Source organism: Streptomyces sp. NPDC020747 (assembly GCF_044334695.1).
Taxonomy (GTDB): domain Bacteria; phylum Actinomycetota; class Actinomycetes; order Streptomycetales; family Streptomycetaceae; genus Streptomyces.
The window spans coordinates 118073-135442 of the sequence record NZ_JBIRTJ010000003.1; the positions used below are offsets into that span (position 1 = coordinate 118073).

Consider the following 17370-nt stretch of genomic DNA (forward strand, 5'->3'; position numbering starts at 1 on the left):
TCGGGTTGGACTGACCCCCGGTCAATGATCATCTAGTAGGCATCGCCGCCCAGGCGCACTACGCTGCGCCCATGAGCATGCTGACTCCCCCTGGCATGGGCGGCCAGTACAAGATCACGGGGGACAAGTACCCGCGGATGCGCAGAAACCGGGGGCGGCGCAGAATCGCGCTCGCGGTCGTCGCGTCCGTCGCCGCGCTCGGACTGATCGGCTGGGGAACGCTGCAGCTCATCGACGTCTTCACAGGCGGCGGCGACGAGGCTTCCGCGGCAGGACCGGCCGCCGACTGCACGGCATCCCCCACGCCCTCACCCTCGCCCTCCGCAAGCCCGGTCAAAGCCCTCCCCAGGCCCGGCCAGATCACCGTGAACGTCTTCAACGCCACCCCCCGCGGCGGCCTCGCCAAGGACACCGCCGACGAGTTGAAGAAACGCGGCTTCAAGATCGGCGACGTCGGCAACGCGACGAAGACGTACGACAAGAAGGTCAAGGGCGCCGGGATAGTCCTCGGTGCCAAGGCGGCCTCGGACGCCGCGCTCCCCGTCCTCGCGACGCAGCTCACCGGCGCCGAGCTGAAGACCGACACCCGCGCCAAGCCCGCCGAGGTCGACCTGATCCTCGGCACGGCCTTCAAGTCCCTGGCGAAGAAAGAGGACGCCGACAACGCCCTGACCACGTTGGCCAAGCCCGCACCGACGTCCTCGGCGACGAAGAAGAGCTGCTAGCGGGCCCCGTACGGACCCGCGCTCCGGAAGGGGCCGGGCCCGCCGCTCGCTATTCGGCCGCGCCGTACATCCGGTCGCCCGCGTCGCCCAGGCCCGGGACGATGTACCCGTGCTCGTTCAGGCGCTCGTCGACCGACGCGGTCACGACCGTGACGGGCGAGCCGGCCAGCTCGCGCTCCATGACCTCGACGCCCTCGGGGGCGGCGAGGAGGACCACGGCCGTCACGTCGTCGGCGCCGCGCTTCATGAGCTCCTGGATCGCCGCGACGAGCGTGCCGCCGGTGGCGAGCATCGGATCGAGGACGTACACCTGGCGGCCGGAGAGGTCGTCCGGCATGCGGGTCGCGTACGTGGACGCCTGGAGCGTCTCCTCGTCGCGAACCATGCCCAGGAAGCCCACCTCGGCGGTCGGCAGCAGGCGCACCATGCCGTCGAGCATGCCGAGGCCGGCCCGCAGGATCGGTACGACGAGGGGACGCGGGTGGGACAGCTTGACGCCCGTGGTCGGGGACACCGGGGTCACGATGTCGACCTGCTCGGTGCGCACGTCCCGGGTGGCCTCGTAGGCGAGCAGGGTGACCAGCTCGTCGGCGAGCCGCCGGAAGGTCGGGGAATCGGTGCGACGGTCGCGCAGCGTGGTGAGCTTGTGAGCGACCAGAGGGTGGTCGACGACGTGGAGACGCATGCCCACAAGGGTATCCGGGCTCCCGCCACCCGCCCCTCGCCCGCCACCGACTCGTCCGACACCTCGCCCCACCTCTAAACCCCGGCTGGCATCAAACCGCCCGCCGGAGGGAAAGTGGGAAGGACCGACTGGGGGTGTTGCCCATGTCCGACCCGGAGCAGCGGAGCCGTGAGGACCGCGAGGACCCGGTGAGCGAAGCCGCGCGACGCAGGCGCCGCGCCCAGTTCCTGCGGGAGCTCACGGAGGCGCGCGAGCTGCGCGACCGGGTGCAGCCCCGGCGGGCGAAGACGGCCCGGCTGCGCCACGCCATGCGCATGCGCACCTTCCGCTGGTAGCCGCGCCGACAGCCACGCCCGCGCAGGTCCCGCCCCGGGACCGTCCGCCCGGCGACCCGCCCGGCGACCCGCCCGGCGATCTCTCGGGAAGCCGCGTACGAGGCGGAGGCGTGTCGGCGTACGATCCCGCTGTCGGTGGGTGCTGGGCGCCCAGGTGAGGCCGTACGGCGGCGTGACGTACGCGACACGCGAAACGGGCGCTGCGACGCGACCGGGACACAGCGAGCCGAAGACCTCTCCTGAACGCTCCGTTTCTGCCACGATTCCGAGTGGGCGGGGCTCGGCACACGCGCTCCCCGCCCACAGCCTCCGCCGGGGGGACCCCCAACCGGCACGCCTATGACCAGTGGGAGAGTCACGGTGTACTTCGCCGCACTGCTCGCGCGCACCGAAGACGGGTGGGAAGCGAGCGACACAGAGCTCGACGATGTGGAGACCCTGTCGGATCTGACCGACCTGGCCCGCGAAGCCTCGGTCGACGACGACACGGTGCTCGTCTTCATCGAGCAGGAGGACGCGTGGTTCGGAGTCGTCCGCGTGGACGGCGAGGAGGACCCTCGCATCTACGTCTCGGACGCCGCGGCCGCCGCCCGCAGCTCGTACGGCGAGATCCTGCTCACGGACGAACTGCTCGGAAGGGAGCCGGACGACGACGTCGCCGACCTGGACTCCCTCGACCTCGACGGCACGGAGGACGGTGAACCCGAGGACGAGGCCGACGACGAGGACGACGTCGGCGCCACCGCCAAGGGTGAGGCCGTGCCGTCCGGACCCATCGGAGACCGCGAGGTCCTCACGGACCTCGGCGTGAACGAGAAGGAGCTGCTGGCCCTGGACAGCACCGACGCGCTCGGCGAGATCGCCGAGGTGCTCGGCGCGGCGGAGGTCCTGGAGACCGTCCGCTGACTCCCCCGAGCGCTCAGAACGAACAGGATCCCGTACGCGACCGCTGGCGGGCGGCGATGCGGCTCGCCCTGGACGAGGCCGGGTCGGCCGTCCGGGGCGGGGACGTCCCCGTCGGCGCCGTCGTGCTGTCCCCGGACGGCACGACGGTCCTCGCCACCGGCCACAACGAACGTGAGGCGACCGGCGATCCGACCGCCCACGCCGAGGTGCTCGCGATCCGCCGGGCCGCCGCGAAGCTCGGAGAGTGGCGGCTCACCGGGTGCACACTCGTCGTGACCCTCGAACCCTGCACGATGTGCGCGGGCGCGATCGTGCAGTCCCGCGTGGACCGCGTGGTCTACGGCGCCCGCGACGAGAAGGCGGGCGCGGCCGGCTCCCTCTGGGACGTCGTACGCGACCGTCGGCTCAACCACCGGCCCGAAGTGATCGCCGGCGTACTCGACGAGGAGTGCGCCCGGCTGCTCACCGACTTCTTCCGCGACCGCTGATCCGGGCGCCGTCGCGGCTGCCCCGCCGACGGCCGAATACCGATTTCGGAGCACGGCCCAACGTGGGCTAGGATCTCTCTCGGTAGCGTGTCCGAGCGGCCGAAGGAGCTCGCCTCGAAAGCGAGTGTGGCGCAAGTCACCGAGGGTTCAAATCCCTCCGCTACCGCTTCTGAAGGGTCCCGTCGAAAGACGGGGCCCTTCGTGCGTTCCGGCACGTTCCGGCGCGTTCCGGCGTGCGGTCCGAACTCGGCACTGCTTGAAAGATCGTCATATCAACTGCCCGGGTTACACTCACCGCCGGCAACAGGGGTCCCAACAGACGCAGCCGACAAGACAGCAGGCAGCAGGCACACGGGGAGGCCGCGATGGCGGTGAATTCGAAGAAGATCGCCGTCTACGTGCTCGTGGTCTTCGTGCTGTACGTGATCATCACTGACCCCAAGAAGGCCGCCGGGTACGTCGAGATAGGGTTTGAGGGCATTTCGAACGCCGCTCAGTCCGTCGGTGACTTCATGACGTGGGTCGCCGACGGGGCCAAGAACTAGGAGCCCCCGTGATCCGCCATCTGGTCCTCTTCAGGCTCAACGAGGGTGTGGAGCACGACGACCCGCGCGTCGTCGAGGGCGTCGCCGCCTTCCGCGCTCTCGGCGGGCAGATCCCCGAACTGAAGTTCTGGGAGTGCGAGTGGAACATCACCGACCGGCCCATCGCGTACGACTTCGCGATCAACTCGGCGGTCGAGGACACGGACGCGCTCAAGCGGTACATCGAGCACCCCGCGCACCAGGCGGGCGTCGCACTGTGGCGGGAGTTCGCCACGTGGGTGATCGCCGACTACGAGTTCTGAAGCGCGCCCGGCGCACGCCCCCGGCCCCTCGCCTGAACGGCGGGGGGGCCGTTTCGCGTCTCCGGCCCCGCTCGGAACCCGCCGGGAAACCTCCCCGGGCCCCAACTGACGCTCAACACGGAGTTATGCGGTGCTTGCACACAGTGCACATGTCTTGTGATGCTATGACCGCTTTTGACGGATGAGTTGACGGATGTTGACCGACCCAGAGGTGGAGTTGACCGTGCCGGCCAGTACTGCGCCTCAAGCACCGCCCCATGAGCCCCCGGCTCCACCCTCGGCCCCAGCCCAGGAGCGCCTTCCCGACACCCCGGAGGAAGGCTCGCAGCGCCGCCGCGGCGCCGACACCCGGGCCCTGACCCAGCTGCTCTTCGGCGAGCTCAAGAACCTTGAGCCCGGCAGCCCCGAACACGGCCGGGTGCGGGCCGCGCTGATCGAGGCGAACCTCCCGCTGGTGCGGTACGCCGCCGCCCGGTTCCGGTCGCGCAACGAGCCCATGGAGGACGTCGTCCAGGTCGGCACCATCGGCCTGATCAACGCCATCGACCGCTTCGACCCCGACCGGGGCGTGCAGTTCCCGACCTTCGCGATGCCCACGGTGGTCGGCGAGATCAAGCGGTACTTCCGCGACAACGTCCGCACGGTCCACGTACCGCGCCGGCTGCACGAGCTGTGGGTCCAGGTGAACAGCGCGACCGAGGACCTCACGACGGCCTTCGGACGCACGCCCACGACCGGCGAGATCGCCGAACGGCTGCGGATCACCGAGGACGAGGTCCTGGCCTGCATCGAGGCCGGACGCTCGTACCACGCGACCTCCCTGGAGGCCGCCCAGGAGGGCGACGGGCTGCCCGGGCTCCTCGACCGGCTCGGCTACGAGGACCCCGCGCTCGACGGGGTCGAACACCGCGACCTCGTACGGCACCTCCTCGTCCAGCTCCCCGAGCGGGAGCAGCGGATCCTTCTCCTGCGCTACTACAGCAATCTGACGCAGTCACAGATCAGCGCCGAACTGGGCGTCTCGCAGATGCATGTGTCAAGACTTCTCGCCCGCAGCTTCGCCAGACTGCGATCCGCAAACAGGATCGAGGCGTAACCCTCAGGAGCGAATCGCTCTCAAGGGCTTTTCCCGACGTTTCTGCGTCTAAAAAGCGTCAGACCCCCCTTTTCCAGGGCCTATTCACCCTTCAGGTGTCGACATGTCACTACAGCGTGTTGCCGACATGTGACATTCTTCCGGTGACGCGTTTGCCGCAGCCCCACCTCCGGTATTCAGGTGGAGGCTGCGTTCCTTCGACGGGAGCGTCCGCCGCGACCGTCCGCGACCCAAAGGGGGTGGCATGTCCGCAGACCAGGGCAGCTCGAAGGTGCTCACGCTCACGAAGAGCGAACCCGCGCCCGACGCGCTTCAGAGTGTCGTTGCCGTTGTTCCGGCCGTCCCGGCCGTGGAAGCCCCGGCCTTTCCCCCGACCCCGGAAGTCATCGACACCCGCACCCTGTCCCGCTCCCTGTTCCTGCGGCTCGCCGCACTCGACGAGAACAGCCCCGAGCGTGCCTACGTACGGGACACGCTCATCGAGCTCAACCTCCCGCTGGTGCGTTACGCCGCCGCGCGTTTCCGGTCGCGCAACGAGCCGATGGAGGACATCGTCCAGGTCGGCACCATCGGCCTGATCAAGGCGATCGACCGCTTCGACTGCGAACGCGGGGTCGAGTTCCCGACGTTCGCGATGCCGACGGTCGTGGGCGAGATCAAGCGGTTCTTCCGGGACACCTCGTGGTCGGTGCGGGTGCCGCGCCGCCTCCAGGAGCTGCGGCTGGCCCTCACCAAGGCCAGTGACGACCTCTCCCAGAAGCTGGACCGCTCGCCGACCGTCGCCGAACTGGCCGTCGTCCTCGGCGTGTCCGAGGAGGACGTGGTCGACGGCCTCGCGGTCGGCAACGCGTACACGGCGTCGTCGCTCGACTCGCCGGCCCCCGAGGACGACGGCGGCGAGGGTTCCCTCGCGGACCGCCTCGGCTACGAGGACACGGCGCTGGAGGGCGTCGAGTACCGCGAGTCCCTGAAGCCCCTGCTGGCCAAGCTCCCGCCCCGCGAGCGGCGGATCATCATGCTCCGCTTCTTCGCGAACATGACGCAGTCGCAGATCGGCGAGGAGGTCGGCATCTCACAGATGCACGTCTCCCGACTGCTCACGCGGACGCTGTCCCAGCTGCGGGAAGGTTTGATCTCCGACTGAGACCGGACCGGGGATCTCCGACCGGGATCCCTACCGAGGGTTCATAATTGACGACCCGTCAGCCACACTGGCGCGATGCGCCGACGGATGGGTCAGAAGTCGATTCGTGGTCGCCGAGGTGCCCTTGGGGGTGCCTCGGCGGCTGTCGTCTGCCTGGGGACGGTCCTCGCCGCCTGCGGAACCGGCGGCGGCAGCGAGGGTTACGTCGCCGTGCAGCGCCCCGCGTCCTCCGGCGAGGCGGTGGCACCCACCGGGGACGTGGAGTTGGTGCCGCTGGAGGGCGCTTCGGCGCCCGAAGGGGCGACGGATGACGGCAGTTCGGGGGCTCCGGGCAGTCCGGGAAGCGGGAGCGCGGGCGGTGGCGGCTCGGCCGGGCCCGGGCCGGGCTCCGCGTCGGGGTCCGACGGCGGTGGTCGTACGACTCCGTCGACGGGCGTGGGCGACTCGGGTTCCGGATCCGACTCCGGTGCCGCGAGCGGGAGTTCCGGCCCTGACACCGGCACCGGCACACCGGGCGGCGACCCCGGGAGTCCCGCAAGCCCCGCGAAGCCCGGGCCCGCCGTGCTCGACATCGGTGACCCCGAGCGGGAGCCCGCCGACAAGCGCTGGTGCGAGAAGGTCACCGTCGGTTTCCACAACACCGGGGGCACCGCGGTGCGTTCGGGCACGGTGACTCTCGGGACGCACATCATCGGGGCGCTCGGGATCGACTGGGCGACCGTCGAGTCGGCCGAGAAGCTTCCCGCGCCGATCGCTCCGGGCGCGCGGGAAGAGAAGACCTGGACGGTGTGCGTCGACGCGTGGCGTGTGCCGCTGGGCATGCACGTCGAGACGCGGGACGTGTCCGTCCGGTTCGAGTAGGAGCAGGCGGGGGCACCTTGCGGTGCCCCGGCCTACGTGAAGACCTGCGTGAGGCCTACTTGAGCGCGAGCCAGGCGACGACGGCCACGACCGCGACGGCCACGATCACGCCGACGATCACGCCGATGCGGGGGCCCGCGGGGGCCACCTGCTGGCGGGTGCTCTGCGGGTCGTCGACGAACGCTCGGAACATCTGGGTGCTACCCGCGGGGTCGTTGTTGCCCTCGGGGCCCTGGGTGTTTGCCATGGGCCTGGACTCTAGGTGGCGGCTCGGGTGAACGTCCACCCGGGTGCCCTCTGGGCCGACCAGGAATCCGGCCCGGGCCGGCCTTCCGGGCCACGCCCCCCAGTTGTCACGTGGCCGCCGACCTGTGTTGCCCGCGCAGTTCCCCGCGCCCCTGAAGACCGGTGGCCAAGGCCGGTTCGCAACGTGCGGGTTGGTCTGTGTTGCTCGCGCAGTTCCCCGCGCCCCTAAAAAGCCCAAGGCCGGTTCGCAGTGTGCGGGTCGGTCTGTGTTGGCCGCGCAGTTCCCCGCGCCCCTTACGGGGCGCGGCGGATGGTGCAGCGGGCCGGCGGGGACGTGGCGGGATGTGGGGCCGCAGCGTACGAGGACACCAGCAAGCGGTCACCGTGCGGCAACCGCGCCTTACGTCACCGGCTGCGGACACACGTCCCGCCACGGCCCCGCACCCCACAGACGAACCGCAACCCCAACCACCCAGGGGCGCGGGGAACTGCGCAATCCTTCACCCGACCCAGCCACAACACCACCGCACCCACACCCACACCCACAGACGAACCCCCACCTGCAAATTTACGTTCACCAGCGCTTGCCTTTGCCAAGGTTTTAAGCCCCCCACCCCCATTTTCATTTGCCTGCAGCAACCAACAGTTCTTATGGTTGCCTGAAGCAACAAACCAGGGAGGTGCGAGATGGCTGCTCGACGTCAGTACGAGGAGCTGGCCCGGCAACTCAGCGCCATCGGTGCTGTGAAGCGCGGCCTCGGCCGAGTCCTCCCGCACGAGTGCCCCGCAGGCTCCGCCGCCGTGCTCACCCTGCTCGACCGGCACGGCGAGATGCGGATGAGCCGCCTCGCGGAGCTGCTCGCCATCGACATGTCGGTGACGAGCCGGCACGTGGCACACGTGGCGGAACGCGGCTGGATCGACCGTTCCCCCGACCCCGCCGACAAACGCTCACGCATCCTGCGGCTCACCCCCGCCGGCCGCGACATGCTCGCCGAGCTCTCCGAGCGCTACATGAACGCGCTCGTCCACTACCTGGCGGACTGGTCGGAGGACGAGGTCGACCAGCTCAACACCATGCTCGACCGCCTACGCACCAGCTTCGGCGACTGCAGGCCCGTACCGGCCGCACTCGCCGTACCCCCGGTACCGCCCGCGCCACCACCCCCACCCCCACCAACACCCCTCGTCGAGCAGACAACCCGTACACCCGCATGACGCATCACAAGAAAAGGAAGCCCATGGCAACGACCACACCAGCCGGTGTGCGGGGCTCACACGCCAAGCACGGAGGCGCCGGAGGTGCCGGAGGAGTCGCCGACGGCGCCCCGATGACGCACCGGCAGATCATGGAGGCCCTCTCCGGACTGCTGCTCGGCATGTTCGTCGCGATCCTGTCGTCGACGATCGTCACCAACGCCCTGCCCGAGATCATCGGCGACCTGGGCGGCGGCCAGTCCGCCTACACCTGGGTCGTCACCGCCGCTCTGCTGTCGATGACCGCCGCGACGCCCCTGTGGGGCAAGCTCGCCGACCTGTACAGCAAGAAGGCGCTCGTCCAGATAGCCCTCGTCATCTACGTCCTGGGATCGGCCGCCGCGGGCCTGTCGCAGAACACCGGCATGCTGATCGCCTGCCGCGTGGTGCAGGGCATCGGCGTGGGCGGTCTGTCGGCCCTCGCGCAGATCGTGATGGCGGCGATGATCTCCCCGCGCGAGCGCGGCCGGTACTCCGGCTACCTCGGCGCCACGTTCGCGGTCGCGACCGTCGGCGGCCCGCTGCTCGGCGGTGTCATCACCGACACCAGCTGGCTCGGCTGGCGCTGGTGCTTCTACGTCGGTGTGCCGTTCGCGGTCATCGCGCTGATCGTGCTGCAGAAGACCCTGCACCTGCCCGTGGTGAAGCGGGACGTGAAGGTCGACTGGGGCGGTGCGTTCCTCATCTCCGCCGCGGTCTCGGTGCTGCTGCTCTGGGTCACCTTCGCGGGTGACAAGTACGAGTGGGTGTCGTGGCAGACGTACGCCATGGTCGGCGGTGCCGTCGCCCTGGGTCTGCTGTTCGTGCTCGTGGAGTCGAAGGCCGAGGAACCCATCATCCCGCTGCGGCTCTTCCGCAACCGGACCATCACCCTCTCCTCCCTCGCCTCGCTCTTCGTGGGTGTCGCGATGTTCTCCGGCACGGTCTTCTTCAGCCAGTACTTCCAGCTGGCGCGGGACAAGTCCCCGACCATGTCGGGTGTCATGACGATCCCGATGATCGGTGGCCTGTTCATCTCCTCCACCGTCTCCGGGCAGATCATCACCAAGACGGGCAAGTGGAAGGTCTGGCTGGTCAGCGGCGGTGTCCTGATCACCGCGGGGCTCGGTCTGCTGGGCACCATCCGGTACGACACGGACTACTGGCGCGTGGCCGTCTTCATGGCGCTGCTGGGTCTCGGCATCGGCATGATGATGCAGAACCTGGTGCTGTCCACGCAGAACCAGGTGTCGCCGGAGGACCTCGGCTCGGCCAGCTCCACGGTGACCTTCTTCCGCTCCCTCGGCGGCGCGATCGGCGTCTCCGCGCTGGGCGCGGTGATGGCCAACCGGATCACGGACTACGTCAAGGACGGTCTGACCGGGATCGACCCCAAGTACGCGGCCGCCGCGGGCGATTCGCACAACAGCAGCATCCCGGACATGGACGCGCTGCCCGCGCCGCTGCGCACGGTCATGGAGAGCGCGTACGGGCACGGCATCGCGGACGTCTTCATGATCGCGGGCGCGCTGGCGCTGATCGCCTTCCTCGTCACGCTGTTCATCAAGGAGGTTCCGCTGCGTACGTCGGGTGCGCTGGCGCAGGCCGCCGAGGCGCAGCCGGACGTCACGGCCGTCGCGGAGGCCGTCCCGGCCGCGACCGTCACCGCCGAGGCCGACGAGCGCGTCCCGAGCTGGGCCGTCGCGGACACCGGCGCCGGAACCGGCAACGGAACCGGCTCCGGCGCCGAGGCCGGACCCGCGGGCACCCAGCGGCTCGCGGCCGTCGCCACCATGGCGACCGGACCGGGCGCCGCCTCCGGCAACGGCTCGGGCGGGGTCGCGGTGCGCGGCTACGTCCGCGGTGCCGAGAGCGCGCCCGTCCCCCGGGCCGCCGTCACGCTGATCTCCCTCGCGGGCCGTCAGCTGGGCCGCTCGGTCGCGCAGGGCGACGGCGCCTACGCGGTGGACGCGCCCGGCACGGGTTCGTACGTGCTGATCGCCTCCGCGGACGGGTTCCAGCCGCAGGCCTCGACGATCGTCGTGAACGGTGAGCCGCTCGCGTACGACATCCTGCTGAGCGGGACGAGCGGGCTGTCCGGCACGGTGAAGGCCGCCGAGGGCGGGAAGCCGGTCGTGGGCGCGATGGTCATCGTGACCGATGTGCGCGGGGACGTGCTGGCCACCGGGACCACCGGTGAACAGGGCGAGTTCGCCTTCGCCGAGCTGGTGCCGGGCGCCGTGACCGTCGCGGTGAACGCCGCCGGGCACCGGCCGCGGGCCCTGCCCGTCGAGGTCGGCGGCACCGGGGTCACCCGGATCGAGGTCGCGCTCACCGCTGGCGCGCAGCTCCAGGGCGTCGTGCGGGCACCCGGCGGACCGCTGGGCGACGCCCGGGTCACGCTCGTCGACGCGGCGGGCAACGTGGTCGGCAGCTCCACCACCGGGGCCGACGGGGCGTACGCCTTCGCCGACCTGGACAGCGGCGAGTACACGGTCATCGCGACCGGCTACCCGCCGGTGGCCACGGCGCTGACCGTGAACGGCGGCGGCGTGGACGGCCACGACATCGAACTCGCCCACCCCGGCGAGTAGTTGAGAACCAGTTGATCACCCCGGCCCGTGGTGCGTGCTCGTAAGCGGAGACACGCCCCACGGGCCGGTTTCATCACGAGAGGTTGCTTGCCATGGGACTGACCGCGCGGATCCGTACGCGGGACGGCTGGGCCGTGTCGCACGCGGTCGTCACGGTGATCGACGGGACGGGCACGCAGGTGGTGCGCGCCGAGGCGGACGAGGAGGGCGGCGTACGGGATGCGACGGAGCTCGCGCCCGGGGCGTACACCGTGATCGTCACGGCCGTCGGGTACGCGCCCGCCGCGTCCAGCGCGATCGTGACGGCGAGCGGCCGAGCCGCTGTCGGCACCGTCACCCTTGCCCGGCAGGGCGGCACCGAACTGCCGCCGCCCGGCCCCTGGACCGTCGACCCGGCCCACTCCTCCGTGGGCGCCGTCGCCCAGCACCTGGGCATCTCCAGCGTGCACGGGCGGTTCACGGAGTTCGCGGGCTCGATCGACATCGCACCGGACGAGGTGGCCAAGTCCCGGGTGGAGGCGGTGATTTCGGCGGCCTCCATCGACACGGGCAACGCCATGCGCGACGGCCACCTGAAGTCCCCGGACTTCCTGGACGTCGAGCGCCACCCGGAGATCACGTACGTCTCGACGGGCCTGACCCCGGCCACCGGCACCGACCGCTGGACGGTCCACGGCGAACTGACCATGCACGGGGTCATGCGGCCGGTCGACCTGGACCTGGCCTACCTGGGCACGGGCGCCGACCCCTGGGGCGGCACGCGCGCGGCCTTCCGCGCCACCACCGAACTGCGCCGCGAGGACTTCGCGATGAACTACAACCAGGTGCTCCAGGCGGGCATCGCGGCGATCGGCACGACGCTGAAGGTGGAGCTGGACATCCAGGCGGTGCAGGGCGGGACGCTACCGTCGCTGTGACGCCCGGCGGTCCGACGCCCCGTTCGTCGACTTGTTCGTCGACTTGTTCGTCGACTCGGCCGTCGTGCGGGCCACCAAGTCGCCGCACAGGTCGCGGAGTTTGATGTTCGAGTCCTGGGAGACGCGGCGCAGGGCGTCGAGTGCCGTCTGCGCGGTGCAGCGCTCCCGGGCCATGAGGATGCCGATCGCCTGGTCGATCACGCTGCGCGAGAGCAGCGCCGTGCGGACGTCCCCCGCGGACGCCCGCTCGCGCTCGATGCGCAGGGCGGCGTTGACGGCGTCCGAGGCGTTCGCCGCGAAGTCCCTGGCCGCGTGGCGGCTCCCGTGGAAGGCGCCCTCCGTCGTGGCGTAGAGGTTGAGGGCGGCATCGGTCTCACCGTCGACCGCGAGCGGCACGGCCAGCACCGAACGGACTCCCTTGGAGAGCGCGTACGCGGCGTACGTGGGCCAGCGGTCCTCCTCGGCCAGGTCGGGCGCGTGCTGCTCCGCGTCCGAGTCCGCCGCCCGGACGCAGGGCCCGTCGCCGTTCTCGTACTGCCGCTGGTCGAGCCCGCTGGGCAGGCCGCCGGTGCCCGCCACCGTGAGCAGGCGCCCGTCGCGGCGCACGGTGATGCTGCACGCCTCGGCGCCCGCCACGGCGTGCACCGCACGGTCCGTGAGATCGCGCAGCAGCGTGTCCAGACCGCCGCTGCCGGCCAGCGCCTGGTGCAGCGTCGCGGACTCCGGGGCGGTGACACGCGGCCGCCGCTCGTCGTGATGGTCGCGATCGGCGGGATCGGCGGGATCGGCTGGGAGTCTCATGGGGCACGGGTATCCCGTCGGTGCCCGGTCAGTCGCCGCTCCTGGCGTCGACGATCCGTCTGGCCAGGTCACGGAGCTTGACGTTCTCCCGCTGGGAGGTCCGTACGAGGCTGTCGAAGGCCTCCGCCGCGTCGATGTCGAGGCGTTCCATGAGGATGCCGGTGGCCTGGCCGATCAGGTCCCGGGTGCGCATGGCCTCGGTGAGCTGTTCGCGGGCGGTCGCCGAGTCGAACGCGATGCTGACGTGCGCGGTGAACAGCCGGCCGATCCGGGTGGCCGAGTCGTCGAAGGCCCGCGGCTTGGTCGCGTACGCCGTGAGGACGGTGAGCCGCTGGCGTTCGGCGCGCAGCCGGAGCGAGAGCACCGAGCGCAGTCCGAGGTCGGAGAGGGCGGGTTCGCCGTCGTCGTCGCCGGACGCGCTGTCCTCGATACGGGCGACCGGGGAGGTCCACAGCCGGGTCCAGTGCCGGTGGTCCCCGCCCGAGGCCAGGGCTTCGGCGGAGCGGACGATGTCGTCGGTCCAGGCGAGGGTCTGGCGGTGGGCCTTGCGCTCGATGACGGAGATACCGGCGTGCTCGGCGCCGGGGAGGATGTGCACGGCGAGCCGGACGGCGGTGCGCAGGGTGCTGCGGGGACCGGACGTCTCGTGCAGCTGTTGAGCCGCGACCGTCAGTGTCTCGGCCAGCTCAAGACCCCCAGGAAAACGGGGCAATTCGGAAAACTCAGACGCAGCCACCACGAACCTCTTCGGCATGCACGGCCCCGGATCCCGTCGTCGGATGGACGACAGACCCCGGCGGCTGTGCGCAGGAGAGCTCCGCAGCACATTCCCGACTGCGAGCACAGGACGAAGAGCCACTTTAGCTGCTCTGTTGGGGTGAGGGCGCGGCTCTTCGTACGTGCTTCCGATCTCGCCCGCACGCGTGGTGGAATGGGCGTGCGGGTCAGGAAGCGGCCTCATCGGAATCCGGAGAGACGTCTGCCAGGTGAGTGCGATGACCTTCTTCCCGAACCCTTACGACCTGCCGGAATGCACCCTGCTCGGGTTTCCCTCGGAGATCGACCTGAGCAACGCCGACGTCGTCCTCGTCGGCGCCCTGGACGTCGTGGACGCCAGGAGGGACCGGCTGCGGCTGCTGGTCCTGGACCTCACCCGTACGCGCTTCATGGACTCCCAGGGCGTCCGGGTGGTCGCCGGCGTCCGCGGGCGGCTGCCCCGGCCCGCCCAACTGCGCGTGGCGGCACGGCCGAACGGGATGGCGAGCCGTGTCCTGGAGCTGACGGGAATGCGCCGGGACGTACCGGTGTACGACAACCTCACGGAGGCGATCGAGTCGTAGGCCAAGTCCTGGACCGAGTCCCGGACCGAGTCCTGGCCGAGTCCCGGACCGAGTCCTGGCCGAGTCCCGGACCGAGTCCTGTGCCTGGCGAGTCCTAGGCTGGGGGCATGGCATCGAACATCGCGACGAACACGTCCGTCTCCCTCGACGACCTGCTGGACTTCGTACGCCCCCGCCACCGCGCCATCCTGCTGACGCGCAGGTCGGACGGCGGTCCCCAGGGTTCCCCGCTGACCTGCGGAGTGGACGACTCGGGCCGGATCGTCGTCTCGACCTACCCGGAGCGCGCCAAGACCCGCAACGCCAAGCGCGACGACCGCGTCAGCCTCATCGTCCTGAGCGACGAGTGGAACGGCCCCTGGGTCCAGATCGACGGCACGGCCGAGGTGATCGACTCCCCCGACTCCGTCGAGCCCCTCGTCGAGTACTACCGCAACATCGCGGGCGAGCACCCCGACTGGGACGAGTACCGAGAGGCCATGCTCAAGCAGGCCAAGTCCATCATCAGGATCACCCCCGAGAAGTGGGGCCCGGTGGCAACGGGCGGCTTCCCGGCGAGGCTTGCTCCGCAGGAGTAGACCCCTTTTCGGGCAGGGGTCGCCGCACACTTTCAGGGGCGCGGGGCTGCACCAATGTGCGGCTCCTCCCCCCGCACCACCGACTCGATCCCCGTGATCACCAGATCGAGCGCGAAGTGAAAGTCCCGCTCGTACATCTCCTCGACCGTGTTGCCCCCACGAGCCCGCATGATCTCCTTGGACTCCTGGAGAACGTCGTCGAGTTCAGGAGCCTGCCGAAGCGTGCTCAGGGACTGCTGGAAGTACTCGTCCGGGCTCAGCCCCGCGTCGGCGGACCGCTGCGTGAGATGCCCCTCGATCGTGCCGAAGCCGTACACGAACTGGAAGACGGCGGAGATGGCCCCGGTCAGCCGGTGCGTGGGCAGCCCGGTCCTGCGGATCACCTGTTGCACGGTGCGCGAGAAGGCGACCGACCTGGGCCCGATATTGAGGAACGTTCCCACGAGCGGCGACACCCAGGGATGCCGGACGAGCAGCGCCCGGTACCCGACGGCCAGCGCCCGGAGCTGGTCCCGCCAGTCCTCGCCCGACTCCGGGTCCGGCAGCTCCAGTTCGCCGAACACCGCGTCGAGGGCGAGTTCGAGAAGATCGTCCTTGGTGTCCACGTACCAGTAGACGGACATCGCGGTCACGTTCAGCTCGGCGGCCAGTCGGCGCATGGAGAACTTGGCCAGTCCCTCCGCGTCGAGCAGCCGTACCGTGACCTCGGTGATCCGGTCCCGGTCGAGCGACGACGGCTGCCCGCCCCGGGCACCGCCGCCCCGCGGGGCCTTGCCCTCCAACCAGACGCTGGTCCGCGCCGGACGCTCGGCCCGGTCGGCTGCCCTCACCATGGCGCACCTTCCTCGGAACTCTTGGGGAGGGGGCACCCCGGCCGGGATCACCGAGGTCCGTCCCCTCCCTGATGCTAAGCGGGTCCTATGCCGCAATCGTCACCGCGGAGTCTGCCCGTTCGGCCCTCCGGAGCAACGCCGCGGCCAGCACTCCGCCGAGGAAGACCGCCGCCGCGCCCACCAGCTGACTGGTCTCCAGACCCGAGGCGAACGCGTCCGTGATCCGCGCGCGCTCGGCCGTCGACCCCGCGGAGGCCAGCGCCGCCGGGAGGGAGGACGCCTCGACCGGGATCAGCGCGGCGAAGCGGGCGTTGAGGACTGCGCCGAGCACCGCCACTCCGAGCCCGAGGCCGAACTCGTTGAGCGTGCCGTTGACGCCCGCGCCCACTCCGGCCTTCTCCCGCGGGATCGCGCTCATGATGGCGTGCGCCATGGCGGGCCCGGCGACCGCGGAGCCCGCGCCGATGAGCACCAGCCCGAGCAGCGTGCCGGCGTACCCGCTCGCCGCGAGGGTCGCGATCGACACCAGGCCGCCCGACATCAGCGTCATGCCGAGCGCGATCGACACCGGATTGCCCAGCTTCGCCGTCCACCTGGCCGACAGACCGGTGAAGTTGAGGGCCACGATGGTCAGCGCGAGCGGCGCCGTGCGCAGCCCCGCCTCCAACGGCCCGTACCCCAGGACGAACTGGAGGTGCTGGGTCAGCAGGAACAGCGAGCCGCCCATGCCGAAGGCGATCAGTACGGCACCGGAGACCGCGCCCGTGAACCGCTGGTCCCGGAAGAAGTGCAGGTCCAGCATCGGATACGGGATCCGGCTCTCCCAGTACGCGAAGAGGGCGAGGACCACCACCGCGGCGGCCGCCGGGACGAGCACCCGGCCGGAGGTCCAGCCGCGCTCGGGGCCCGAGATGATCGCGTACACCAGGGAGGCCATGCCGATCGTGGAGAGCAGGGCACCCAGGAGGTCGGGGCGGTCGCCGCGCCGGTTCTTGGACTCGGGCACGAGGGAGATCACCGCGAAGAGTGCCAGCGCCACCACCGGCAGGTTGATCAGGAAGATCGCGCCCCACCAGAAGTGGTCGAGCATGAAGCCGCCGAGCAGCGGACCGGTCGCGAAGCCGAGCGCGGCGACCGCGCTCCAGATGGCGATCGCCTTCGGCTGCTCCTCCGTCGTGAAGATCTGCATCACGACGGCGAGCGTGGTGGTGACCAGGAGCGCGCCGCCGACGCCCATGCCCGCGCGGGCGGCGATCAACTGCCCGGTGGAGTCGGCGAGTCCGGCGGCCAGCGAGCCGATGCCGAACAGGACGAGTCCGCAGACCAGCATCTTCTTGCGGCCGTAGCGGTCGGCCGCGCTGCCCGCGGTGAGCAGCAGGCCCGACTGCACGAGCGAGTACGCGTTGATCATCCACTGGATGTCCGCGGTGCCGGCGTCCAGCTCCTCGGTGAGGGAGGGGATCGCGACGTTCAGCACGGTGTTGTCGAGCAGCACGGTGAGCTGGGCGACGGAGATGACACCGAGGATCAGCCAGCGCCGGGGGTGGGCTTGGCCTTGCGAGATTGACATGCCATACACCGTAGAACAACTCCCATACGCTGTACAACACAAAAAAGAGAGGGGTGGGGGGGGGGGGGGGTTGGGGGGGGGCCCCCCCCCCCCCCCGGCCCCCCCCCCCCCCCCCCCCCCCGGCGCGCCCCCCCCCCACCCCGCCGCGCGGGCGGGGGTGAGAAGTTG

At 70.6% G+C, this 17370-nt stretch carries 20 protein-coding genes and 1 tRNA gene; 15 read left to right on the plus strand and 6 right to left on the minus strand.

What is annotated here, in order from left to right:
- The first annotated feature begins 71 nt into the window (after positions 1-71).
- The gene (locus ACH4YP_RS09655; protein ID WP_361053050.1) at positions 72-725 is read left to right on the plus strand and encodes a LytR C-terminal domain-containing protein; all 654 of its coding nucleotides are present in this window, start codon (positions 72-74) and stop codon (positions 723-725) included.
- 49 nt (positions 726-774) lie between these two features.
- Here the strand turns inward: ACH4YP_RS09655 and upp are convergent, their stop codons facing one another.
- Complete coding sequence (gene upp / locus ACH4YP_RS09660; protein WP_055618267.1) at positions 775-1410, minus strand: uracil phosphoribosyltransferase; 636 nt, start codon at positions 1408-1410, stop codon at positions 775-777.
- Between the two features lie 143 nt (positions 1411-1553).
- On the opposite strand from upp, the gene ACH4YP_RS09665 reads away from it, so the two are divergent.
- From ACH4YP_RS09665 to ACH4YP_RS09705, 9 genes are all read left to right on the plus strand, one after another.
- On the plus strand, positions 1554-1745 hold the full coding sequence (locus tag ACH4YP_RS09665) for a hypothetical protein (protein ID WP_055618270.1): 192 nt from the start codon (positions 1554-1556) through the stop codon (positions 1743-1745).
- A 360-nt stretch (positions 1746-2105) separates the two neighbouring features.
- Positions 2106-2651, plus strand: coding sequence for a hypothetical protein (locus ACH4YP_RS09670; protein ID WP_398490530.1), 546 nt, complete (start codon positions 2106-2108; stop codon positions 2649-2651).
- Between the two features lie 56 nt (positions 2652-2707).
- Positions 2708-3139 (plus strand): tRNA adenosine(34) deaminase TadA, encoded by a 432-nt coding sequence (tadA, locus tag ACH4YP_RS09675; RefSeq protein WP_359715573.1) that lies wholly within the window; start codon positions 2708-2710, stop codon positions 3137-3139.
- A gap of 81 nt (positions 3140-3220) precedes the next feature.
- Positions 3221-3305 (plus strand) — tRNA-Ser (locus ACH4YP_RS09680).
- A 199-nt stretch (positions 3306-3504) separates the two neighbouring features.
- Positions 3505-3684, plus strand: coding sequence for a hypothetical protein (locus ACH4YP_RS09685; RefSeq protein ID WP_398490147.1), 180 nt, complete (start codon positions 3505-3507; stop codon positions 3682-3684).
- Positions 3685-3692: 8 nt separating this feature from the next.
- Complete coding sequence (locus ACH4YP_RS09690) at positions 3693-3986, plus strand: Dabb family protein (protein WP_398490148.1); 294 nt, start codon at positions 3693-3695, stop codon at positions 3984-3986.
- Positions 3987-4179: 193 nt separating this feature from the next.
- Positions 4180-5082, plus strand: coding sequence for an RNA polymerase sigma factor SigF (locus tag ACH4YP_RS09695; RefSeq protein WP_361053040.1), 903 nt, complete (start codon positions 4180-4182; stop codon positions 5080-5082).
- Positions 5083-5326: 244 nt separating this feature from the next.
- A complete protein-coding gene (locus tag ACH4YP_RS09700; protein WP_361053038.1) occupies positions 5327-6226 on the plus strand; it encodes an RNA polymerase sigma factor SigF in 900 nt (299 codons plus the stop codon).
- A gap of 75 nt (positions 6227-6301) precedes the next feature.
- Entirely contained in the window at positions 6302-7087 is a 786-nt protein-coding gene (locus tag ACH4YP_RS09705; protein ID WP_398490150.1) for a hypothetical protein, read from the plus strand.
- Between the two features lie 55 nt (positions 7088-7142).
- Here the strand turns inward: ACH4YP_RS09705 and ACH4YP_RS09710 are convergent, their stop codons facing one another.
- Complete coding sequence (locus tag ACH4YP_RS09710; RefSeq protein WP_361053033.1) at positions 7143-7334, minus strand: hypothetical protein; 192 nt, start codon at positions 7332-7334, stop codon at positions 7143-7145.
- Positions 7335-8020: 686 nt separating this feature from the next.
- Here ACH4YP_RS09710 and ACH4YP_RS09715 point away from each other — a divergent pair.
- From ACH4YP_RS09715 to ACH4YP_RS09725, 3 genes are all read left to right on the plus strand, one after another.
- Complete coding sequence (locus ACH4YP_RS09715) at positions 8021-8551, plus strand: MarR family transcriptional regulator (protein ID WP_361072283.1); 531 nt, start codon at positions 8021-8023, stop codon at positions 8549-8551.
- A 23-nt stretch (positions 8552-8574) separates the two neighbouring features.
- Entirely contained in the window at positions 8575-11163 is a 2589-nt protein-coding gene (locus tag ACH4YP_RS09720; RefSeq protein WP_398490151.1) for an MFS transporter, read from the plus strand.
- 92 nt (positions 11164-11255) lie between these two features.
- Positions 11256-12080, plus strand: coding sequence for a YceI family protein (locus tag ACH4YP_RS09725; RefSeq protein ID WP_398490152.1), 825 nt, complete (start codon positions 11256-11258; stop codon positions 12078-12080).
- Here ACH4YP_RS09725 and ACH4YP_RS09730 read toward each other — a convergent pair.
- Both ACH4YP_RS09730 and ACH4YP_RS09735 read right to left on the minus strand, forming a co-directional pair.
- On the minus strand, positions 12066-12881 hold the full coding sequence (locus tag ACH4YP_RS09730) for a GAF and ANTAR domain-containing protein (protein WP_398490153.1): 816 nt from the start codon (positions 12879-12881) through the stop codon (positions 12066-12068). The two genes, ACH4YP_RS09725 and ACH4YP_RS09730, sit on opposite strands and share 15 nt — an antisense overlap.
- A gap of 28 nt (positions 12882-12909) precedes the next feature.
- Entirely contained in the window at positions 12910-13635 is a 726-nt protein-coding gene (locus ACH4YP_RS09735; protein WP_398490154.1) for a GAF and ANTAR domain-containing protein, read from the minus strand.
- Between the two features lie 241 nt (positions 13636-13876).
- Here ACH4YP_RS09735 and ACH4YP_RS09740 point away from each other — a divergent pair, with 241 nt between their 5' ends.
- Positions 13877-14221 carry an STAS domain-containing protein gene (locus tag ACH4YP_RS09740; RefSeq protein ID WP_361072269.1) on the plus strand — a complete coding sequence of 115 codons (345 nt, stop codon included), beginning with the start codon at positions 13877-13879 and terminating at the stop codon, positions 14219-14221.
- A 107-nt stretch (positions 14222-14328) separates the two neighbouring features.
- Complete coding sequence (locus tag ACH4YP_RS09745) at positions 14329-14799, plus strand: PPOX class F420-dependent oxidoreductase (protein ID WP_143643410.1); 471 nt, start codon at positions 14329-14331, stop codon at positions 14797-14799.
- A gap of 32 nt (positions 14800-14831) precedes the next feature.
- Here ACH4YP_RS09745 and ACH4YP_RS09750 read toward each other — a convergent pair whose 3' ends face one another.
- Positions 14832-15632, minus strand: a complete 801-nt coding sequence (locus ACH4YP_RS09750; protein WP_398490155.1) for a TetR/AcrR family transcriptional regulator — start codon at positions 15630-15632, stop codon at positions 14832-14834.
- Between the two features lie 85 nt (positions 15633-15717).
- The gene (locus tag ACH4YP_RS09755; RefSeq protein ID WP_398490156.1) at positions 15718-17202 is read right to left on the minus strand and encodes an MFS transporter; all 1485 of its coding nucleotides are present in this window, start codon (positions 17200-17202) and stop codon (positions 15718-15720) included.
- Between the last annotated feature and the right edge of the window lie 168 nt (positions 17203-17370).

What these genes read in the sequence shown, in the direction of transcription:
- ACH4YP_RS09655 (WP_361053050.1), top strand. Translation starts at nt 72, where the DNA reads ATGAGCATGCTGACTCCCCCTGGCATGGGCGGCCAGTACAAGATCACG.
- upp (WP_055618267.1), bottom strand. Translation starts at nt 1,410, where the DNA reads ATGCGTCTCCACGTCGTCGACCACCCTCTGGTCGCTCACAAGCTCACC.
- ACH4YP_RS09665 (WP_055618270.1), top strand. Translation starts at nt 1,554, where the DNA reads ATGTCCGACCCGGAGCAGCGGAGCCGTGAGGACCGCGAGGACCCGGTG.
- tadA (WP_359715573.1), top strand. Translation starts at nt 2,708, where the DNA reads ATGCGGCTCGCCCTGGACGAGGCCGGGTCGGCCGTCCGGGGCGGGGAC.
- ACH4YP_RS09685 (WP_398490147.1), top strand. Translation starts at nt 3,505, where the DNA reads ATGGCGGTGAATTCGAAGAAGATCGCCGTCTACGTGCTCGTGGTCTTC.
- ACH4YP_RS09695 (WP_361053040.1), top strand. Translation starts at nt 4,180, where the DNA reads ATGTTGACCGACCCAGAGGTGGAGTTGACCGTGCCGGCCAGTACTGCG.
- ACH4YP_RS09700 (WP_361053038.1), top strand. Translation starts at nt 5,327, where the DNA reads ATGTCCGCAGACCAGGGCAGCTCGAAGGTGCTCACGCTCACGAAGAGC.
- ACH4YP_RS09705 (WP_398490150.1), top strand. Translation starts at nt 6,302, where the DNA reads ATGCGCCGACGGATGGGTCAGAAGTCGATTCGTGGTCGCCGAGGTGCC.
- ACH4YP_RS09710 (WP_361053033.1), bottom strand. Translation starts at nt 7,334, where the DNA reads ATGGCAAACACCCAGGGCCCCGAGGGCAACAACGACCCCGCGGGTAGC.
- ACH4YP_RS09715 (WP_361072283.1), top strand. Translation starts at nt 8,021, where the DNA reads ATGGCTGCTCGACGTCAGTACGAGGAGCTGGCCCGGCAACTCAGCGCC.
- ACH4YP_RS09720 (WP_398490151.1), top strand. Translation starts at nt 8,575, where the DNA reads ATGGCAACGACCACACCAGCCGGTGTGCGGGGCTCACACGCCAAGCAC.
- ACH4YP_RS09725 (WP_398490152.1), top strand. Translation starts at nt 11,256, where the DNA reads ATGGGACTGACCGCGCGGATCCGTACGCGGGACGGCTGGGCCGTGTCG.
- ACH4YP_RS09730 (WP_398490153.1), bottom strand. Translation starts at nt 12,881, where the DNA reads ATGAGACTCCCAGCCGATCCCGCCGATCCCGCCGATCGCGACCATCAC.
- ACH4YP_RS09735 (WP_398490154.1), bottom strand. Translation starts at nt 13,635, where the DNA reads ATGCCGAAGAGGTTCGTGGTGGCTGCGTCTGAGTTTTCCGAATTGCCC.
- ACH4YP_RS09740 (WP_361072269.1), top strand. Translation starts at nt 13,877, where the DNA reads ATGACCTTCTTCCCGAACCCTTACGACCTGCCGGAATGCACCCTGCTC.
- ACH4YP_RS09745 (WP_143643410.1), top strand. Translation starts at nt 14,329, where the DNA reads ATGGCATCGAACATCGCGACGAACACGTCCGTCTCCCTCGACGACCTG.
- ACH4YP_RS09750 (WP_398490155.1), bottom strand. Translation starts at nt 15,632, where the DNA reads ATGGTGAGGGCAGCCGACCGGGCCGAGCGTCCGGCGCGGACCAGCGTC.
- ACH4YP_RS09755 (WP_398490156.1), bottom strand. Translation starts at nt 17,202, where the DNA reads ATGTCAATCTCGCAAGGCCAAGCCCACCCCCGGCGCTGGCTGATCCTC.